This window comes from Shouchella clausii (assembly GCF_002250115.1).
Taxonomy (GTDB): domain Bacteria; phylum Bacillota; class Bacilli; order Bacillales; family Bacillaceae_D; genus Shouchella; species Shouchella clausii.
In genome coordinates, this window is sequence record NZ_CP019985.1 from 1,599,181 (window position 1) to 1,617,991 (window position 18,811).

19 protein-coding genes are annotated in these 18,811 nt (G+C 44.8%); 10 read left to right on the forward strand and 9 right to left on the reverse strand.

Features of this window, described 5'->3' with window-relative positions:
• Nucleotides 1–51 precede the first annotated feature (51 nt).
• Nucleotides 52–333: a hypothetical protein gene (locus tag BC8716_RS07690; RefSeq protein ID WP_011248748.1), complete on the forward strand. Its 282-nt coding sequence runs from the start codon at nucleotides 52–54 to the stop codon at nucleotides 331–333.
• Between the two features lie 25 nt (nucleotides 334–358).
• A complete protein-coding gene (gene yidC / locus BC8716_RS07695) occupies nucleotides 359–1,156 on the forward strand; it encodes a membrane protein insertase YidC (RefSeq protein WP_094424589.1) in 798 nt (265 codons plus the stop codon).
• Between the two features lie 88 nt (nucleotides 1,157–1,244).
• Here the strand turns inward: yidC and hemQ are convergent, their stop codons facing one another.
• The gene (gene hemQ / locus BC8716_RS07700; protein ID WP_094424590.1) at nucleotides 1,245–1,994 is read right to left on the reverse strand and encodes a hydrogen peroxide-dependent heme synthase; all 750 of its coding nucleotides are present in this window, start codon (nucleotides 1,992–1,994) and stop codon (nucleotides 1,245–1,247) included.
• Between the two features lie 184 nt (nucleotides 1,995–2,178).
• A complete protein-coding gene (locus BC8716_RS07705; RefSeq protein ID WP_251179572.1) occupies nucleotides 2,179–2,967 on the reverse strand; it encodes an enoyl-CoA hydratase/isomerase family protein in 789 nt (262 codons plus the stop codon).
• Between the two features lie 182 nt (nucleotides 2,968–3,149).
• Here BC8716_RS07705 and pta point away from each other — a divergent pair, with 182 nt between their 5' ends.
• Entirely contained in the window at nucleotides 3,150–4,145 is a 996-nt protein-coding gene (gene pta, locus BC8716_RS07710; RefSeq protein WP_094424592.1) for a phosphate acetyltransferase, read from the forward strand.
• Nucleotides 4,146–4,213: 68 nt separating this feature from the next.
• Here the strand turns inward: pta and BC8716_RS07715 are convergent, their stop codons facing one another.
• Nucleotides 4,214–5,038 (reverse strand): lipoate--protein ligase family protein, encoded by an 825-nt coding sequence (locus BC8716_RS07715; protein ID WP_094424594.1) that lies wholly within the window; start codon nucleotides 5,036–5,038, stop codon nucleotides 4,214–4,216.
• Between the two features lie 323 nt (nucleotides 5,039–5,361).
• On the opposite strand from BC8716_RS07715, the gene BC8716_RS07720 reads away from it, so the two are divergent.
• The 4 genes from BC8716_RS07720 to BC8716_RS07735 all read left to right on the forward strand — a co-directional run bounded on the left by BC8716_RS07720 (nucleotide 5,362) and on the right by BC8716_RS07735 (nucleotide 8,846).
• Nucleotides 5,362–6,609, forward strand: a complete 1,248-nt coding sequence (locus tag BC8716_RS07720) for a dicarboxylate/amino acid:cation symporter (protein ID WP_094424596.1) — start codon at nucleotides 5,362–5,364, stop codon at nucleotides 6,607–6,609.
• Between the two features lie 116 nt (nucleotides 6,610–6,725).
• A complete protein-coding gene (locus tag BC8716_RS07725) occupies nucleotides 6,726–8,012 on the forward strand; it encodes an HD domain-containing protein (RefSeq protein WP_094424598.1) in 1,287 nt (428 codons plus the stop codon).
• Nucleotides 8,013–8,027: 15 nt separating this feature from the next.
• A complete protein-coding gene (locus BC8716_RS07730) occupies nucleotides 8,028–8,537 on the forward strand; it encodes a YwgA family protein (protein WP_094424600.1) in 510 nt (169 codons plus the stop codon).
• A 117-nt stretch (nucleotides 8,538–8,654) separates the two neighbouring features.
• Complete coding sequence (locus tag BC8716_RS07735) at nucleotides 8,655–8,846, forward strand: hypothetical protein (protein WP_157730373.1); 192 nt, start codon at nucleotides 8,655–8,657, stop codon at nucleotides 8,844–8,846.
• A gap of 98 nt (nucleotides 8,847–8,944) precedes the next feature.
• On the opposite strand, the gene BC8716_RS07740 is transcribed toward BC8716_RS07735, so the two are convergent.
• The 4 genes from BC8716_RS07740 to BC8716_RS07755 form a co-directional block, all read right to left on the reverse strand.
• The gene (locus tag BC8716_RS07740; protein ID WP_094424603.1) at nucleotides 8,945–9,478 is read right to left on the reverse strand and encodes a spore coat protein; all 534 of its coding nucleotides are present in this window, start codon (nucleotides 9,476–9,478) and stop codon (nucleotides 8,945–8,947) included.
• A gap of 287 nt (nucleotides 9,479–9,765) precedes the next feature.
• On the reverse strand, nucleotides 9,766–9,990 hold the full coding sequence (gene thmT, locus BC8716_RS07745) for a 2-hydroxymuconate tautomerase (RefSeq protein WP_094424605.1): 225 nt from the start codon (nucleotides 9,988–9,990) through the stop codon (nucleotides 9,766–9,768).
• Nucleotides 9,991–10,021: 31 nt separating this feature from the next.
• Entirely contained in the window at nucleotides 10,022–10,705 is a 684-nt protein-coding gene (gene srtD / locus BC8716_RS07750) for a class D sortase, LPxTATN-specific (protein ID WP_257251197.1), read from the reverse strand.
• Between the two features lie 2 nt (nucleotides 10,706–10,707).
• A complete protein-coding gene (locus tag BC8716_RS07755; protein ID WP_157730374.1) occupies nucleotides 10,708–11,844 on the reverse strand; it encodes a processed acidic surface protein in 1,137 nt (378 codons plus the stop codon).
• A gap of 274 nt (nucleotides 11,845–12,118) precedes the next feature.
• Between BC8716_RS07755 and BC8716_RS07760 the strand changes: the two genes are divergently transcribed.
• The gene (locus tag BC8716_RS07760) at nucleotides 12,119–12,676 is read left to right on the forward strand and encodes a YwhD family protein (protein WP_094424609.1); all 558 of its coding nucleotides are present in this window, start codon (nucleotides 12,119–12,121) and stop codon (nucleotides 12,674–12,676) included.
• A 126-nt stretch (nucleotides 12,677–12,802) separates the two neighbouring features.
• Here BC8716_RS07760 and pepF read toward each other — a convergent pair whose 3' ends face one another.
• Complete coding sequence (pepF, locus tag BC8716_RS07765; RefSeq protein WP_094424610.1) at nucleotides 12,803–14,590, reverse strand: oligoendopeptidase F; 1,788 nt, start codon at nucleotides 14,588–14,590, stop codon at nucleotides 12,803–12,805.
• 170 nt (nucleotides 14,591–14,760) lie between these two features.
• Between pepF and BC8716_RS07770 the strand changes: the two genes are divergently transcribed.
• Entirely contained in the window at nucleotides 14,761–15,585 is an 825-nt protein-coding gene (locus BC8716_RS07770) for a GNAT family N-acetyltransferase (protein ID WP_094424612.1), read from the forward strand.
• A gap of 109 nt (nucleotides 15,586–15,694) precedes the next feature.
• Here BC8716_RS07770 and BC8716_RS07775 read toward each other — a convergent pair whose 3' ends face one another.
• A complete protein-coding gene (locus BC8716_RS07775; RefSeq protein ID WP_094424614.1) occupies nucleotides 15,695–17,821 on the reverse strand; it encodes a transglycosylase domain-containing protein in 2,127 nt (708 codons plus the stop codon).
• A 160-nt stretch (nucleotides 17,822–17,981) separates the two neighbouring features.
• Between BC8716_RS07775 and speE the strand changes: the two genes are divergently transcribed.
• The gene (speE, locus tag BC8716_RS07780) at nucleotides 17,982–18,809 is read left to right on the forward strand and encodes a spermidine synthase (protein ID WP_094424616.1); all 828 of its coding nucleotides are present in this window, start codon (nucleotides 17,982–17,984) and stop codon (nucleotides 18,807–18,809) included.
• The last annotated feature ends 2 nt before the right edge of the window (nucleotides 18,810–18,811 follow it).

Below are 18,811 nucleotides of genomic sequence, written 5' to 3' on the forward strand. Positions count from 1 at the left end.
GTATGGTAAGATGGAAATATTGTGAATCGAGGCAGAAAGGAGGCGGATGATGTGATTGATCTTATAATGGAGTTGCCGATGCTATGGGTCAGCGTAGCCCCTGTCATGGTTGTGGTCGCGATGGTTGCCTATGAAAATTTTAAGCTCCGTCGCATGCACATGCGGATGAAGCGTACAGTGCATGACACGGATAAGACAGGCTGTGTTGACATGACTCCAGTCCGCCCCTTGGCGCTGTGGGCGCGGCCAAAAATTCCTTATTTCCGCGACAAAGGCTGCCAAGACGATGATGGTCCTTACCCTTGTTGCATGCACCAACAAATAGCTGCATAGACAACAAAGGGAGGAAAAGAAAGAAATGAATAAAAAGAAAGTCATGCTTACGCTTAGCGTTGTAATGGTTGCTTTCGTTTTAGCAGCCTGTAACACGAATGAACCGATCACAGCTGAATCAACTGGTTTTTGGAACTCGTTTTTCGTCTACCCGATGTCATTTTTGATCACCTTTTTTTCTGATTTGACAGGGGGACACTTTGGTTGGGGCATCATTATTGTTACCATTTTGATCCGTTTGCTGATTTTGCCCCTTGCGTTAAAGTCGCAAAAAAGCACACGGGCGATGCAGGCGCTCCGTCCTGAAATGCAAGAAATTCAGGAGAAAATGAAAAAAGCACAAGGCAATCCGGAAAAACAACGGGAAGTACAAGCCGAGATGTTGAGCCTTTATCAAAAACACGGTGTGAATCCTGCTGCTGGATGTTTGCCTGCGCTTGTGCAAATTCCAATCGTAATGGCACTTTATTTTGCGATTATGCGGACCGAAGAAATTGGCGTTGGCCCAGCTAGTGCGTTCCTCTGGTTTAACTTAGGCAGCCCTGACTATATTTTGCCTGTCATTGCCGGCATTACGACGTTTATCCAGTTTAAAATGTCTATGAGCCAAATGCCAGCGAACCCATTGGGCGAAGGCATGCCGAATCCAATGAACATCATGCTTTACATTATGCCAGCTATGATTGTGATTGCTGGAATTACATTGCCATCTGCGCTTGCTCTTTATTGGGTAGTTGGTAACTTGTTTATGATTGTTCAAACGTACTTTATTATTGTCCGCCCTAATGTGACAAAAGAAGAAGTGCAAAAAGACAAAGCTTAATTTGAACCAATCAGACGAGGCAAACGATGATCTATGAGGAGCGTTTGTCTAGTCTAAAAACAGCCTTGACGTGAGTCAAGGCTGTTTTTTAAATATGGAAATAAGCGGGAATCCGCTCTTTTTCAAGAATGTTGCCTACGTAAAAAGAGCCAAACTCGCCGTAACGGGCAGAAACTTCATCAAAACGCATTTCGTAAACAAGCTTCTTAAATTGCAGGACGTCGTCTGAAAAGAGAGTGACGCCCCATTCCCAATCGTCAAATCCGACAGACCCGGAAATGATTTGTTTCACGACGCCTGCGTAGCCTCGTCCGATCATGCCATGACTGCGCATTAGGTTTTTACGCTCTTCCATCGGCAACCTATACCAATTGTCGTTGCCTTCGCGGCGCTTGTCCATCGGGTAAAAACAGACATGCTTCCACCGCGGCAATTCTGGATATAAGCGTGCCCGCACATATGGGTTTTCATACGGATCTTCGTCTGAATCACCAGCTAAATAATTGCTCAATTCTACAACGGAAACGTATGAATACGTTGGAATCGTATAAGCGGCAAGCCCTGATTTGTTAAAGGCATTCTCAATCTCATTTAATTCTTCCATTGTCGGGCGCAGCAGCATAATCATGATGTCTGCTTTTTGACCGACAATCGAATAGAGGGCGTGGCTGCCTTTTCCGGCTTTTTCCGTCCCTTCCCATTTCGACACAAGTGCTTCAAATTCATTGAGCATTTGTTCCCGTTCTGAAGCAGAAACGGTTTTCCAGGAATTCCAGTCGATTTTGCGAAAATCATGCAGGACGTACCAGCCGTCCAATGTTTTTGCAGCTTCATTCATTGTAGATGGACCTCCAGTATATTCATATTACCTCCACTATAACATAGATGGACGTTTTTTCATCATTTCTGCCCGCTGAAGCGAATCAAGCAAATCATCGCCAGGCAAATGTGGTTGCAGGATGGAAGCCCAAAATAGAAGTAAATAAAGAACGATCCGCTGGTCAGTAAGCCAGCGGATCCGTTTACCTTTTCGTGTCTTCCATGTCTAGGGCTTTTCCGTTTGCAGGTACTTTTAAGAAACGCTCAAGCGCCAAGCGGTGTTCACGAGAGGCGCCTGCTTCCCGCTGGGCCGTGACTTCCATTTCCAGTAGTTCCGCTAAGTGGTGGTCAAAACTTTCGCGGAAATTCTGTTTCATGAGTCGGTAAGCGGTAGGAGGCAATTGTTTACAGCGTTTAATGTAAGGTGTGGCTTCGCCAATGCTATGGATAAGGCCCATTGCTTTTGCTTCGTCGGCGTCGAACATTCCTTTAACCGCTAGTTCCAAGCTTTGCGGGTAGCCGATCAAACGCGGCAAAAAGTAGGATGCTCCGGCATCAGGCACAAGCCCTATCTCTAAAAAGCCTAGCGCAAATCGTGCCTCTTTGCGGGCGACGCGAAAATCACAAGCAAGGGCAATGCTCAAACCAGCGCCTACGGCAGTGCCATTTATATCGGCGATAAGCGGCTTGCCAATTTGCACCATGAAAGCAATGAGGCGGTTATAGGTTTCCCGCAGCGCCTTTCCGTAATTGAAATGCTCTTGTTCCGCTAAATCAATTGACTTTAAATCAGCACCTGAACAAAAAGCATCGCCACTGCCTGTTAGGACAATTACGGTCACGTCTTCCCGTTCATTTGCTTCCGAAAGCAGGTTATACAACTGTTCATGGCAGGCGTCATTCAATGCATTTTTGACTTCTGGCCTGTTAATCGTAATTGTGGCGACTTTGTTTTCGACTTGGAGTGTTATGAGTGGTTGATCCATTGACATTGCATCCTCCTTTATCCGTTTAGTATTCGACTTATAGGCTTGAAAACCCTTTCCTTATATGGAAGCGTAATCTAAATGAGGATTTTTAAAATTGACGCTTCAGCAAAGGAGGTTTCCTTTTTAAATAAAGAGGGGTATCCTAAATATAGAAGGAAATGATGACTTTTTAAGGAGGTTAAATCGTGGGCGATTTATTTGCTGACATTAAACGGCAAGTAGAGTCTCATAAGCCAAGTATCGTCTTACCTGAAGGAACAGACGAACGGGTATTGCAAGCAGCGGCCAAACTTGCTGCCGATAACGTTGTAAAACCGATTGTCATAGGGGATAACGATGCAATTTTAGCGCTTGCTGATAAATTAAAGATTACACTAGAAGGAATGACGATTTACAATCCAGAGACATATCCTGGAATCGATGAAATGGTTGACGCCTTCGTTGCCCGGCGCAAAGGCAAAGAAACGGAGGAGTCTGCGCGCAAGCTGTTACAAGATGTGAACTATTTTGGGACAATGCTTGTCTACATGGAAAAAGCCGACGGCCTCGTTAGCGGCGCTGCCCATTCTACGGGAGATACGGTTCGCCCAGCCTTACAGATTATTAAAACACAACCTGGGATTAAGCGCACGTCTGGCGTTTTTGTCATGGTCAAAGAAGACAAAAAATTTGTCTTTGGTGATTGCGCGATCAACATATCGCCAAATGAAGAAGAGTTGGCGGAAATTGCCACTGCTACAGCGGATACCGCGAAGCTATTTGGTATAGAACCAAAAGTCGCGATGCTTAGTTTTTCAACGCTTGGTTCTGCTTCATCGCAAGAAACGAAAAAAGTGTCTGCTGCTACTAAAATTGCGCAAGAAAGCCGTCCTGACCTTATCATTGACGGTGAATTTCAGTTTGATGCTGCTTTTGTTCCTGCTGTTGCTCAAAAGAAAGCGCCTGATTCCCCTTTAAAAGGAGAAGCTAACGTATTTATTTTTCCAAGCCTTGAATCAGGAAACCTTGGCTACAAAATTGCGCAACGCCTTGGCGGTTACGATGCAATTGGTCCAATTTTGCAAGGGTTGAACAAGCCAGTTAACGATCTGTCCCGTGGTTGTAATGTTGACGATGTATACAAACTCTGCTTAATAACGGGAATGCAAGCTATTACACAAAAAACAGGACAAGGAGTTTAAATGCTGCTTGGCCATTTTGATGCAAAAAAGCTTTGGAGTAAACAAATCCAAGGCCTTTTTTCTTCTTTTTAGCGCAAACAACGGTTGTGGCGGTCAATGACCCGGTCAAGCTGTGTTTCGTACAGCAGCTCTTCTTCAGGTGATAGAACCGCTGTCTCTAATTGCCCACCGCTTTCAAGAATGGCTGTTTTCGCCCGTGCAATAATGGTTTCAATCGGATAAGATTGGTTCGTCAGTTCAGATAAAGACGCCATCACTTCAGGTTTAATGTCAGGATAGGAAAACGCTGGTTCACTCGTTTGTACAGCTTTATTGTAAACAGAGCGGATAAACGCGGCTCTATCGCTGCCGCTTCCATGTACACAAAGGTATATTTGTACAGCAATGCCGCCTCGAATCCTTCTTTGGGAAATGCCTGCAAATTTCTTGCCATTAATACTCAAATCGTAACTTCCTGGGCAGTAAGATCCAGCAATTTCTCCTGCTTCAATTTGTTCCTCTTTAAAAATCGCTTTTACAAGCGTTACCATTCGTTCGTAGCCTTCATCAATTGAAAAGGTTGCTTCCCCTGGGAACACAAGCGATAGATTTAATATGCCTGCATCCAAACAAACGGCTAATCCGCCGGAGTTGCGAACAACAGCACGATAGCCTTCGTGCTCAATAAATTCAATCGCTTCGCTAATAAAGGGAAGGCGTGTGTCTTGTGTACCGAGCACCACTGTGTTTTCGTGAACCCAAAAACGGATAAACGATTGCCCCGTTTTTCCTGCAAGCGTGCATAGTGTGTCGTCAAAAGCAAATGAACGGAGCGCACTTTCTTTCAAATATGTTTTGCTATTGTCCACTACTTTCCAAGCGCTCGGGGGTAGTGGTTTGTCTACAGTTGCCATTTCGAAATCCCTCCAACGTCTACTAGCCATTATACCAGATTTCATATCCACTAAGAAAAGGAAGTTGCGAAATATGTCGGAAGAAGGTATACTGAAAAAAGTTTTTCGCTCCAGTATGAATCGGTTTTCAATGGCCATCATTATGGCTATGTTCTGAAAAATCATAACCAAAAAGCCGATTATTAAGCAACTGTTCTATTTTTTTAATTTCTCAGGGAGAAAGGCGATTTATCGGTCAAAACCGACAAGTTTTAATAAAATCGTTATTTTTTGTTCGTGCTGGGGTACGTAAAGATTATAGTTGATGTGTTTGGGGGGATTTCATGAATAATTTAACAAAAAAGATTTTAATTGCCCTAGGCATCGGGGTGATTGTTGGGTTGTCATTGCCTGCGATCCATCAAGGCACCTTTGAATGGCTAAACCAATATGTGTTTGATCCTGTAGGAAGCGTCTTTTTAAATATGATTATGATGGTCGTTGTGCCCCTTGTGTTTTTCTCGCTTGTAGTGGGGGTTTCCGATTTAGGTGACCCGAAGCAACTTGGCCGCATGGGCGTCAAAACGATTGTTTTCTTCATGGCAACTTCTGCTATTTCCTTATCAATTGCTCTTTTTGCTGCTTCGGTTATCCAACCAGGTGATCCTGGCTTACTTGGCGAAGGCATAGCTGAAGAGTACGAGCCGTCTGAGTCAGTGCCGATCATGGATACACTGGTCAACATTATTCCGAGCAATCCAGTTGCGTCCATGTCGGAGATGAACATGCTACAAATTATCGCCTTTGCGATTTTTGTCGGCATTGCAATGGCTGTACTAGGAAATAAAGTGAGCACAGTAAAGTCGTTTTTCAAGCAAGCTAATGACATTATGATGCAAATTGTCACGTTTGTGATGAAATTTGCTCCATATGGGGCTTTTGCTTTAATCGCTTCGGCTCTTGGCGAAGCTGGCTGGGCAGCTGTCGGTTCATTGGCTTCTTATATGCTGACTGTTACGGGGGTGCTATTTTTCCATTTATTTGTCGTCTACGGGCTACTCGTTTATTTCTTAGGAAAAATGAGCCCGTTGAAATTCTTTAAAGGTTTTATGCCAGCAATGACAATGGCGTTTAGTTTGTCCAGTTCGAATGGCGTTTTGCCACTATCAATGAAATCGGCGCAAGAAAATCTAGGCGTCTCTAAACAAGTGTCAGGCTTTGTCCAGCCTCTTGGCGCCACCATCAATATGGATGGCACGGGGATCATGCAGGCCGTTGCAACCGTTTTTATTGCCCAAGTATATGTCGTTGACTTGTCGCTCGCCGATATGGTGATTATCGTTTTGACAGCGACGCTAGCAAGCATTGGCACAGCAGGAGTTCCTGGCGTTGGCATGATTATGCTCGCGATGGTGCTTACTTCCGTCGGCTTGCCTACTGACGGCATAGCGCTTATTATTGGCGTTGACCGTATTCTTGATATGCTGCGCACTTCCGTCAATATTACCGGTGATGCTGTACTTGCAGTCATTGTCGACCGTGGAGAGAAGAAACGCGGCGCTATTGATGATAATGTGACAGAAGCCTCCTAAGTATGCGAGCAGAATGACCAGTCTGAAAGAGCCAGCGAGTTTTAGCTGGCTCTTTGTTTTCACGAAACCGCGACTTATAATAAGGACAGGATAATCAATAGAAAGGGGGAGAAAGAATGTTTACGACCCTTCATGAAGAAAAAGTCTTCAAAGATCCGGTCCATCGCTATATCCATGTACGTGACGGGTTGATTTGGGAGTTGATTGGCACGAAAGAGTTTCAGCGGTTGCGGCGAATTAGGCAACTGGGGACGACGTCATTCACCTTTCACGGCGCGGAACATTCACGTTTCAACCACTCGCTTGGAGTGTATGAGATTACGAGGCGCATGACGGAGATTTTTTCCGGCAAGGCCGATTGGAATGAAGATGATAGGCTTCTTGCCTTGACGGTCGCACTTCTGCATGATATTGGCCATGGGCCTTTTTCCCATTCGTTTGAGAAAGTGTTTCACACAGACCATGAGGAGTGGACTAGGCGAATCATTTTAGGCGATACAGAAGTCAATCGGATTTTACGGAAAATGGATCGTTGTTTTCCTCAAGCTGTTGCCGATGTAATTGAAAAAACGTCAACCAATAAATTAGTGTCTAGTATGATCTCAAGCCAAATCGATGCTGATCGGATGGATTATTTGTTGCGAGACGCCTATTACACAGGAGTCAGCTACGGCCAGTTTGACTTGGAGCGAATCTTGCGTGTCATGCGACCAAAAAATGATGAAGTCGTGATTAAAGCTAGTGGCATGCATGCTGTTGAAGATTATATTATGAGCCGATACCAAATGTATTGGCAAGTGTATTTCCACCCAGTGACGCGAAGCTCAGAAGTCATTCTTAGCAAAATTTTAATGCGCGTGAAAGATTTGCAAGAACGTGGCTATGACTTTAAGCAAAAACCACTTCATTTTTTATCCTTGTTTGCAGGTGAGATTACGTTAGAGGATTATTTGCGTCTTGATGAATCGATTGTCCATTATTATTTTCAAAGTTGGCAGGAAGAAGACGACGCCATCTTGAAAGATTTGTGCAATCGTTTTTTAAATCGGCGCTTATTCCAGTATATCGAATTTCATCCGAACGAGCGGATGAAAGACTGGCCGAAACTTGAGGCTTTGTTTGCGGAAGCTGGGGTTGATCCAAGTTATTATCTTGTCATGGACTCTTCTTCTGATTTGCCTTACGATGTGTATCGTCCAGGGGAGGAAGAGCGGTTGCCGATTCATTTATTAATGCCAGACGGTTCACTAAAAGAGTTATCGACACACTCGGATGTTGTCGAAGCCATATCCGGAAAAAAACGAACCGATCATAAACTTTATTACCCAGCGGACGTATTAACGGATACACGTGTCGATAAGGACATCCGAGACAGCATTCAATCATTACTTGCGACTACATAAAGGAGGAAGACTGCCGTGCTGCATGACCATTTAAATGTTCTGACGCTGTTTGCGCTGTCAGGTGAAATTGTTGGCAGAAAGAAAGTGCAAAAGATAGTCTATATCGCAAAACAGATGGGCTATCCATTTAATGAGCGTTACCACTTTCACCGGTACGGCCCTTATTCGGACGAGCTGACAGTGCGATTAGAAGAGTTGTGCAACCTTGGTTTTTTAATCGAGAGCGAAGAAGACAAAGGCCATTATTCACAATATCGCTATACGCTTTCGCCCCAAGGGCAAGCGTTTTTGGAAATGTACCATCCCCCTGTTGCCGGCTACAAGGACTTGTGCCAATCATTGAACAACCAATCAGCTCGTTTTTTGGAGCTATTGTCTACCATCCTTTATTTTAGCGATTTAGAAGAAGGAGCAAGGCGTGAGAAAATACGTCAGCTCAAAAAAAAGCAAAATTATAGCGATGATGATTTTGATGAAGCCCATACATACTTGCAAAAACTGGCCCAAGTTGTAGCCAGTGCGTAAATAGAATCGCTCATAGATTTTACATGTTGTTTGACAAGGATTTTGTAGATATGGCATCGGTTTAGCGCTACACTAGAAAAGTGAAAGGAATTCAAGGAAAGAAGGGTGGAACCACTCGTGCTCAGCTTTTTTCTCATGCTCCTTTTATTTGCGGCTGGGATTCCGTTGCTTCTCATTTTGATACTCCATTATCCGTTGATCGGCGCTTGTGTAATCGCCTTTATTTCTATAAATTGGTTCATTGCCGCACGCCTCCACCGTAAACACGAGCGGATGCAGCATGCAGGCCATGACAAAAACGGACTGTAATCCGATGATACAGCCCGTCGGCCATGCGTTTTGATTGCATGGCTTTTTTCTTGTTTTGTCTTGGATCACAACATGAGAGCAAAGATGTGATTACACCATTAATAGTCCATTTGTATCGCGCGGTGAGCGTTGGTAATGTCGTTTTCCAGCAATTGGCCAAGGTTGTAAGACGGGTAATAACTGCGCTCGTTCATATAAGAGTAAACATTGGCATGCCACTGTATTGCCCCTTGGAGTTGCTTACTTAGCACATTCCGCAGCACAGGGGTGGCTGTTTCGGTAATAGCGATCGCATAATTACGGACAGCTGTTTTGGCTGCACCTAATAAGTCGCCTGCCCAAAAACCTGAATCGGGATGTGGAGCTGCCACATTTTCATGCCTCGGTGCATACGAAAAAAACGGCAGCAACTCTTTAAGGTTCTTTTCAAGCAGCTGAATCGATTCTAAATAAAGGTTTTGTAAGACCGGGTCCGATACTTTCGCAAGCGACAGTTTGCACCTCATTAAAACAATTGATTGAAAAGCCGTTAATTCATGGAGCTCAAGAGTTTCGTGCCAGGCCAGATGTTGGGTGGGTGTGCGCGCGGATTGGCTGTTTGTTCCATACGGCTCGTGGTTTTGATAAGACATGAATATCCTCCTTTACAGTTACTAACACTGTATTCCAAAAAAGGAAATTGGTCTCTTGTCCCGTAGCCATCTTTTCGTATTAAAGAACCGATATATTCGTCTAAAGGTTGGAACTGGCGTTGGAGTGCGAGGATTTCGAGAAAGCTTGAATGAGCGTAGGCGAAACGCTTTTTAGCGGGCTTTGTTTCAGCATAGGAACTATGTGAGTATGTTAGTGACGTCTTCAATTGGAGACGGCCCGTCGTTAAGGACGGCCCGTCTCAGATTGTAGGAAAAGGCACCCATTCTTATTGTTCGTTTTGATCGCTTGGCCGTTTTCCAGCGACTCCGTAGTCGTTTGGTTTCATTTCGCTAATGATGATGGAAACACGTTCTTTTGGTGCGCCTGTTGTTTCACTAACGGCATCTGTTACTTTTTCAACTAATGCGCGTTTTTGCTCATCTGTACGGCCTTCAAGCAGTTGAACGGTGATAATTGGCATAAAAAAGCCCCTTTCTATTCGAGAATACATTCAGTATACCAAAAGAAAGGGGCTGTTTTGATCATTTAGGAAAAAGCGCGAGTGTTTCATAAACATCTTCATCGATTAAATCAGCGACAAGCACATAACGATCTGGGGCAGCGCCAATAAAATCGAATGGATAACAAGTGATCACCGTCAGCTGTGCCTCTTCCGTCGGAACAATGACGGTGCGGTCATCTTCATCGACGATCCGTACCGTATGCACCTTATACGTGTAGACGCCACTTCGTGTTTCGACGATGAGTTCATCCCCTTCGCCAACTTCTCCTAGTTTGCGGAACACGGTATCACGGTGTCCAGATAAAACGGAGTTGTCCTTTTCTCCAGGAAGAACACTGTCGGCAAAGTGGCCGACGCCTTTATCCAATTCATCTTCATTTGTCCCGTGAATAATCGGAAGGGTTGCGTCGATTTTTGGGATCGTTAATGTCCCCATTTCTTCGCCTATTTCTGGCTGCCAGCTGGCAACGTCCTGGCGATCGTTCTCGTAGGCCGGTATAGCTTCTGGTGCCTCCTCAACTGGGGCAGCGACCGTTTCCGTTTCGCTGTGCGCCCCGATTTTATAGAGAAAGTAACCGTACGCCAGCTTAAAGCCTGTCGTTGTTGTCAACCAAAGTCCGAAAGCAATAAAGGCGGCGGCGACGAAAAGCAGAGCTGTCTTTTTGAAACGGCCCTGCTTTCCATTTGATTTACGAAGAGCCACTTTTAAGCAACCTTCTTCTCACGAAGGAGGCGGCGGAAGATAAGGACACCAGCAAGGGACATCCCGATGCCGATCAGCATATAAAGGGGATAGTTTGTTGCTGTTTTTGGCATTTTGGCACCATTTGCCGTTTTTGTCACTTTGCCATTCTCGTCCCGTTCTGCCTTTTTGCCACCATCGTTATGGTGATTGGTGTCAGTGTCTGCTTTAGCTGGTATAGGGGCTTCATCCTTGCCAGGCAGCGCCGATTCCAGTGATGGCTTTTTCGGTTTATCTTTTAGGCCTTTATCAATTTGAGTGACGTCATCAACGATTTTTTTGACAAAATGAGAATTGAACATTTCCGCAGTGATATAAAAATCAGCTAAGAAATATCCATCGGCATCGTATAGCTCGACCAATAAGTCGTACCCTTTAATCGCATTGCCGCTCATTAGCTCTTTATAGCTAATTGGCTTTGGATCTTCGCCAACGCGGTCAAGGTAATACTTTGGATGGAGGTCAAGGACAGATATCGCTTTCTCGCCAATAGCGAACAGTTCAGCAACATCGGCAGCCGACAGCTCGCGGATCGATTCAAAGCCGTCAAATGCGTACGCTCGTTGTTTCAAGTCATCGAGTTCGGCAGATAAGTTCGGATTAGTTTCCTGAATATACCAAAAATGCTCGTAAAGCGCCCACTCTTCTTCATCACTTAAAGAAAACTCTGACAAAAATCCAGAGAAATCAGGGTAATATGGTTCGTTGCCCCACTCTTCTTCTAGTGTGATAATGACATGGACAACCATGTAAAACGTGTTGTAAAACAATAAGTCGCTTGGAGGCAGGCCGAGCCATTCTTCAAGAAGCCCGTCCAACTCTTGGCGAGTAAGGTCAAATTCAGCAGCGATCTCATTAATGCCTTCTTCTGTTAGCCGTGGGCCTAAAAATTCGGCAAGCTCACTTACATCGGTAAAATCATAAAAAGTCGTGCCTTCCCACCAATACATCAAGTGTTCAGCTAAGTCTTTTTCGCTTACGCCAACATCTTCTAAATAAGCCGTAAACTCCTCATCGTCAAATCCATGGGCAAGGCTGGCCGCTGGAGCGGAAAAAAGAAAGAGTAGAGTGAAAATTGCTGTGAATAACGACTTCTTCATTTTGTTCCTCCTATATTCAATTGTCATTTTTATCCGTGCATATGAATTATATAAAGATGATGGCTGAATTGTCACGACTTATTTTCATATTTTATAAAAATTTTATAATAGAGGCTGCTTTTGCCAAAAAACGACGAAATTCGCTTGTCTGTGTTGAAGAGGGTAACGGCGAGGAGGCCGCCACTTTTTCTCACAGGCAGAGAGGATGAATGGGCGTGGCGTTTTATGATACACTAGTGTTTAGCTAAAATGAAATTTGGGAGGGCCGATAAACGTGGATTTGCTCAATAATGATAACTTAAAGAAAGCGAAGAAAAAGTCTTCCAGTTTTACGATATTAAGCAATGATTCAACAGACGGACACGGTGGCTATGGCGCTGGGGTCATCAATCTCGACAATGTGACGCCGCTATTTATTGATATTGAAGAGAAAGAAGCGTTTGTGGATATGGGTGCCCTCCATGCTCGCTCGGCTGTTGAAAAGCGTGTGAAATTTATCGCTGACGAAGAGGCGGTGCCAAAAGAAGGGCTCAAACGGTACTGGCTTGTGTGGGTCACAATCGACACAAAGGATAAAAAGCCATACTATAGTGGAGTTGCGGCCTGTTACATGACAGTCAACAAGCAGGCGAAACGGGGATACAAGAGCATGCCGGAACATGTGAACCATATGGATAAATCGTTAAAAGGCAAAGTTGTCGTCAGCCAAATGGATGATTCGTCACGCCAAGTGCTAAAGGTGTTTTTGCAGAACCATAATGAAGAAATGTGGAATCATTCTTCGCAGGAACTCCATGATGCCCTTGAAGCAAGCGAAAATGTGAACAACTAATGAACAAGTTGCCAAAAATCTTGTACTCTTTTTTCGCTTCGGCTACGCTAGAGACATGGATGAACATCCTGACGATAAGTACTAGGACAAAAAAGCAGCGGAAGGGCTCTCCTTCCGCTGCTTTTTTTATAGCTGCTTTAGTTCTTCAACGAGTGCAGAGAAGCGTGCCATCGCGGCTTGGACTGGCTCTGGCGTCGTTAAGTCGACACCTGCTTTTTTTAGTAGTTCGAGTGGCTCGTCGGAACTGCCGCTTTGTAAAAAGGTCATATAAGCGTCAAGTGCGCCTTCCTCACCGTCTAAAATGGCTGTGGCGATTTTGATTGCTGAAGCAAAGCCAGTCGCATACTGGTAAACGTAAAAAGCCCTGTAAAAATGGGGGATGCGCGACCAGCCGTATTTGACTTCATCATCAAAAACAATGTCCGGGCCATTATACGTACGGAACAACTGTTCATAAAGCTCATTTAAGCTCTCTGCATTAAGGGGTTCACCTGCTTCTGCTCGTTCGTGCGTTTGCTTTTCAAAATCAGCAAACATCACTTGTGTAAAAAAGGTCCCGCGGAATTGCTCAATAAAATGATTCAGTAAATAGGCACGCATTTTCTTGTCGCTTGTTTCTTTCAGCAAATGGTTAATCAGCAACACTTCATTAACAGTGGAGGCGACTTCAGCGACAAAAATTCGGTAATTGGCCGTAATTTGTGGTTGGTATTTGCTGGAATAGTAGCTGTGCATGGCATGGCCCATTTCATGGACGAGTGTAAACAAACTATTTAAGTCATCATGGTGGTTGAGCAATACGAAAGGATGAACGCCGTAGACGCCCATATTGTAAGCGCCAGATCGTTTTCCTGGCGTTTCACGCACATCGATGTAACGCTTTTCCTTAAACTCTTTTAATTTAGCGATATAATCGTCACCAAGAGGCTTAAGCGCTTTCAGCATCGTATCATACGCTTCTTCATATGAAATTTCCGCTTTTACACCAGGAACAATAGGCGCATTTAAATCATATTGACGCAACTCGTCGAGGCCAAGCTTTTGTTTGCGGAGTCGCGCATATTCATGGAGCGGTTCAATGTTCGCTTTAGCGGCATCAATCAATTGGTCATAGACGCTTTGCTCAATGTTGTCAGCAAATAGGGCTTTATGGAGAGCCGATTCGTATTGACGGACTTTCGCCAATGTGACATTTGTTTTGATTTCCGCTGACAGCGTTGTTGCAATCGTATTGTTTAATTCCATGTATGGCTTGTAGTAAGCTTTGTATGCTTCTTTCCGTTTGTTGCGGTCTTCGTCTTCGATTAGCTTTGAATACATGCCCCTTGTTAGTTGCACTTGCTGGCCATTGTCGTCTGTCACCGTGCCAAACTGAATATCAGCATTGTTCAGCATATTGTATGTGTCGCCAGGGGCTTGAAAAGTTGCGCCTAATTGCGACAAAAGCTCTTCTTTTTCCTTTGTTAGCACATGTTTTTTAAAGCGGAATGACTTCCACAATTCGTCCTCGAAATAGCCAAGTTTCTTTTCCGCAGAAATGTAAGCACGGAGCGTTTCTTCGCTTAAGCTTAAAAGAAACGGCATGAAGAAGGATGTGGATTCACTCACCTTTACGCTTAGTTGTGTCGCTTTGGCACTTAATTTTTGGGCATGGGCGTCCCGTGTATCAATATCAGATAAAAACATCGTGTAGGCGAAAACTTTTCGCAACGTGAAGGAGAGCTTCTCTTGTGTTTCTAGGAAATCGAGCAAGCTTTTTCCGTCTTTAATCGCGCCATCAAAATGGTTTAACGTGTCCGCTAGCTGATAGCACGCGTCTACATCTGCCTGCCACGCTTGTTCGTCAGCATAAAGATCGGTTAAGTCCCATTTTTCATGTTCAGGTACATCTTTACGGGATTTGTATGTACTCAAGAAAATCACTCCTTGCATGTTTTTTCGTTCTAGTGTAGCACTTATCGCTGAAAATATGTTCGTTTCTGCTTTTTTGTTTGAATTTTTGCTGGCGGTGGCAAAAATGGATTCATAAAAGTAATAAAAATAACGGTCACGTTCTATGTTATACTGAGGAAAAAGGCGGTGACATGATCATGCTCTCGTCAGAGCAAAAAAAAGCGATCCAAAGCCTTCAGGAAAAAGTGGAACAAGCTGACGGCATTAAGCTTAAATTAAATTGGGACCTCTTAGAAGGTGAGCGTTCCTTAAACGGCACGGAAGACTATTTTCATTATAATGAAAAAGGAGAGCTGCTTGGTTATTTAGCAGTTTATTTCTTTGGCAATAAAATGGAATGCTGCGGAATGGTCGATCCCGCTGCAAGAAGGCGCGGTATAGGCCGAATGCTCCTTGATCAAGCCGCCTCTGACTGGCAAGGAAAGACGAAACAATTTCTGTTGAATAGCCCGACTGATTCAGAAAGCGGCATCGCGTTTATGAAGGCAGTTGGAGGGGAGTACGCGTTTACGGAAAAGCAGCTCGTATGCCGAGAAGTTCCGATTCCTTACACGAAAAAAGGAATTCGCATCCGGCCAGCAGTATCAAACGATGAACCACGGATTTATGAACTTGATGCAGAAGGGTTCCATATGACAAAAGACGAAGCGAAGGCGCTTCATCATAATAACCCTACATGGGTTACATATATGATTGAAGAAGACAACCACCCAGTTGGCAAGCTCAGCATTAGCCGCCAAGATCAGGAAAGTTGGATATATGCTTTTGTTTTAACAAAAGAGAAGCGAGGGCAAGGCATAGGCCGTGCAGCTCTGACTGATATTGTCCACCGTGAAGTCTCGAATGGCAAAACGGTATGGCTGGATGTCGTTTGCACGAACGAAGCGGCTCTAACGTTGTATCATACATGCGGTTTTACTGAGGTCGGTTCCCAAACATACTACACATTAAAATAGATTGGCGCAAATGTTCGTAGCAGCGAGCGTTTGTCGATAACCTCACTCAGACTGATAGAAAACGCTTGTCTACAGGCTGAGAGCTGCACAAACGTGCAGCTCCTTTTGCTTATTCAGTGGCGGGACTCTCTTCACCTTCATCAAGAATGGTTGGCCCAGAGGGGTCGCTCGGGTCACCATCTTCAATGCTAAACCATTTAAAAAACCGTTTAAAAAAGCCTGGCTCTTTCGTTTCTGGTTCTTCTTGTAAGTCTTCGGCTGCCTCTGGTTCAGCGCAAGTATTCATAGGAGCGGTTCCTGCTAAAAAGTAAGTCGTGCGGCCATTAGGACAGGCGTCGCTCGTTAACAACCCAGTGTGGGGGTCGATGTCAACGGCTTCAACCCCTGGCGGTTCTTTAAATGGAAGCTTTAGTTCATTGGCCATCGCTGTTTCCATAAAGTCAGCCCAAATCCGCTTTGAGATTTGCCCTTCAACCGATTGATTGATGTCTTTGTCTTTATCAAAACCAACCCACACAGCAGTAACGAGCTGTGGTGTATAGCCAACCATCCAGCTGTCCCGAGGCGTTGATCCAGATTTTCCGGCTGTCGGGTGCGTAAGCTGTGAGGCCACGCTTGCACCAGTAACCGATGTATAGCTGTTTAGCGCCGGTTCAAATACGCCGCGCAACATATCGGTTAGCACAAAGGCAGTATCTTCACGGAGGACTTGGCGGACAGGCGGTTTTTGTTCGTAGACTTTATTTCCCTCGCCGTCACGCACTTGGCGTATAAACACCGGTTCCCGTTGTTTTCCTCCGTCGGCTAAAGCGGCGTAAGCATTGGCGATATCAAGGACGGTGACAGGCTGTGCCCCTAAAGCAAGGGAAGGGCGGTTTTCAAATGTGCCAAGCCCTAGTTTTTCAGAAACATTTACTAGTTCGTCTGTACCAATAGACAAATGCGTTTTCATCGCATAAATATTGTCTGAGTAAGCGATGGCTTCAAGCATTGTAATAAAATCATTGGCGTAAATGTCGTTGTAGTTACTCGGAGCGTAGTCTTCTCGGCCATCATCATATGAAAAGGATGTCGCTTCACTTAAAAACGTTGATACGGGCGTAAATCCGTTCTCGAGTGCAGCGTAATACAAAAATGGTTTAATGGTCGACCCTGGGTTGCGCATGGCCTGTGTAGCGCGGTTATAGGAACTTTCATTGTAATCTGTGCCGCCGACAAGCGCCTTTACTTCCCCATTGCGTGGGTCCATGGCGATCAGGGCGACTTGCAGCCCGTTGTCAGGCATATGCTTTTCGACTAAATCTTCGGCCTGTTGTTGCAAGGCGGGGTCAAGCGTCGTCTCAATGATCAGTCCACCTGTGTCAACGGCCGCTTCGTCCATTTGCGCTTCATTGTTCAGCAGCGCTTTAACATGGTCTTGAAAATAAGGCGCGATTTCTTCTTCCTCTTTATCAGCTTCGTTCGCAAAAACAAGTTTTTCCGCTTTTGCTTTGTCTGCTTCTGCCTCTTCAATCATGCCTTCCCCAACCATGCTATCCAAAATCAGCTCTTGCCTGCTTTTCGCTTTTTCGAGATCATTCAATGGCGAATAGTAGCTTGGGCCTTTCGGAATGCCTGCAAGCATTGCCGCTTCTGCCAATGATACGTCTTTTGCCGATTTTGCAAAGAAATGTTGCGCAGCTGCTTCAACTCCATAGGCGCCATGCCCATAATAGACGGTGTTTAAATAACCAGCTAAAATCTCGTCTTTTGAAAAGTTCATTTCCAAACGGAGCGCGTAAAGCAGCTCATTCCATTTCCGCATATAAGTTTTTTCATGGCTCAAATAAAGGTTACGCGCGTATTGCTGCGTAATCGTGCTTGCCCCTTGTGCTTTTGAGCCGGATTGTAAATTGGCAAGGAGCGCTCCGCCGATTCGTTTGAGATCAAAGCCGAAATGGGAGTAAAATTTTCGGTCTTCAATCGCGATGGTTGCTTGCAGCAAATAAGGTGACATTTCCGTTAGAGGTAGAGAAAAGCGATTTTGGCCAGCTTCTTCTTTCCCCATCACCGTTCCGTCTGCTGCTAAAAATTGCGTCGTTTGCACGGCGTCCATTGGCGGGGGCCCTTGCATGCGCGTATAAGATAACAAAAGAATAATGCCTAACGCGATGACGATAAGAGAAAGCAACAAAAGCCGCCAAATAAGCCTAATTTTGCGAAAGCGCTTCCGCTGTTTACGCGTAACTGTCTGCATGACTTTTCATCCTTTCCCCGGCAACTTGTTTAGTATACAGTTTGGGAAAAAAGCGGTTTTTTTAAACCTCGTTGTCTTTGCAATTCGTAACGCATCCGCTATACTTGCTTTGGGCGTAAGGAAAAATCATATGCCTAGCGAGATATGAGAGGTGACAAGCATGGAGTTTTGGTTTACAGAAAAACAGACAGAACGATTTGGCATTACGATGAAGATAAAAAGGACGCTTCACACGGAGAAGACAGACTTCCAACAGCTTGATATGGTGGAAACGGAAGAGTTTGGCAACATGTTGCTTCTTGACGGCATGGTAATGACGACAGAAAAGGACGAATTTGTATACCATGAAATGGTGACACATGTCCCTTTGTTCACTCATCCGAATCCGAAGCATGTCCTTGTAGTAGGTGGCGGCGATGGCGGAGCCATCCGAGAAATTCTTAAGCATCCTTCCGTTGAAAAAGCGACGTTGGTCGATATTGATGGAAAGGTCATTGAATACTCGAAAACATATTTGCCGACAATTGCCTGTGCTTTAGAAGATGAACGTGTTGACGTAAAAGTCGCTGACGGGTTTATGCATATTGCCAAATCAGCAAATGAGTATGACGTGATTATGGTCGATTCGACCGAGCCTGTCGGGCCAGCTGCTAAACTGTTTGAGCGTGGATTTTATGAAGGAATTTCCAAAGCGTTAAAAGAAGATGGCATTTTTGTTGCGCAAACGGATAACCCATGGTTCCATCAGGAACTAGTGTCTAATGTGTACAAAGACGTAAAAGAGATCTTTCCGATTACCCGTTTGTACACCGCCAATATTCCCACTTATCCAAGCGGCATGTGGACGTTTACGATCGGTTCTAAAAAACACGACCCTCTTGCTGTAGAAGCAACGCGTTTTCATGATGTCCAAACGAAATATTATACGCCAGACATCCATCGTGCCGCATTTGTGCTGCCGAAATTCGTCCAGGACTTGCTTAAATAGGA

What these genes read in the sequence shown, in the direction of transcription:
- yidC (WP_094424589.1), top strand. Translation starts at nt 359, where the DNA reads ATGAATAAAAAGAAAGTCATGCTTACGCTTAGCGTTGTAATGGTTGCT.
- hemQ (WP_094424590.1), bottom strand. Translation starts at nt 1,994, where the DNA reads ATGAATGAAGCTGCAAAAACATTGGACGGCTGGTACGTCCTGCATGAT.
- BC8716_RS07705 (WP_251179572.1), bottom strand. Translation starts at nt 2,967, where the DNA reads ATGTCAATGGATCAACCACTCATAACACTCCAAGTCGAAAACAAAGTC.
- BC8716_RS07715 (WP_094424594.1), bottom strand. Translation starts at nt 5,038, where the DNA reads ATGGCAACTGTAGACAAACCACTACCCCCGAGCGCTTGGAAAGTAGTG.
- BC8716_RS07720 (WP_094424596.1), top strand. Translation starts at nt 5,362, where the DNA reads ATGAATAATTTAACAAAAAAGATTTTAATTGCCCTAGGCATCGGGGTG.
- BC8716_RS07725 (WP_094424598.1), top strand. Translation starts at nt 6,726, where the DNA reads ATGTTTACGACCCTTCATGAAGAAAAAGTCTTCAAAGATCCGGTCCAT.
- BC8716_RS07740 (WP_094424603.1), bottom strand. Translation starts at nt 9,478, where the DNA reads ATGTCTTATCAAAACCACGAGCCGTATGGAACAAACAGCCAATCCGCG.
- thmT (WP_094424605.1), bottom strand. Translation starts at nt 9,990, where the DNA reads ATGTATTCTCGAATAGAAAGGGGCTTTTTTATGCCAATTATCACCGTT.
- BC8716_RS07755 (WP_157730374.1), bottom strand. Translation starts at nt 11,844, where the DNA reads ATGAAGAAGTCGTTATTCACAGCAATTTTCACTCTACTCTTTCTTTTT.
- BC8716_RS07770 (WP_094424612.1), top strand. Translation starts at nt 14,761, where the DNA reads ATGATCATGCTCTCGTCAGAGCAAAAAAAAGCGATCCAAAGCCTTCAG.
- BC8716_RS07775 (WP_094424614.1), bottom strand. Translation starts at nt 17,821, where the DNA reads ATGCAGACAGTTACGCGTAAACAGCGGAAGCGCTTTCGCAAAATTAGG.
- speE (WP_094424616.1), top strand. Translation starts at nt 17,982, where the DNA reads ATGGAGTTTTGGTTTACAGAAAAACAGACAGAACGATTTGGCATTACG.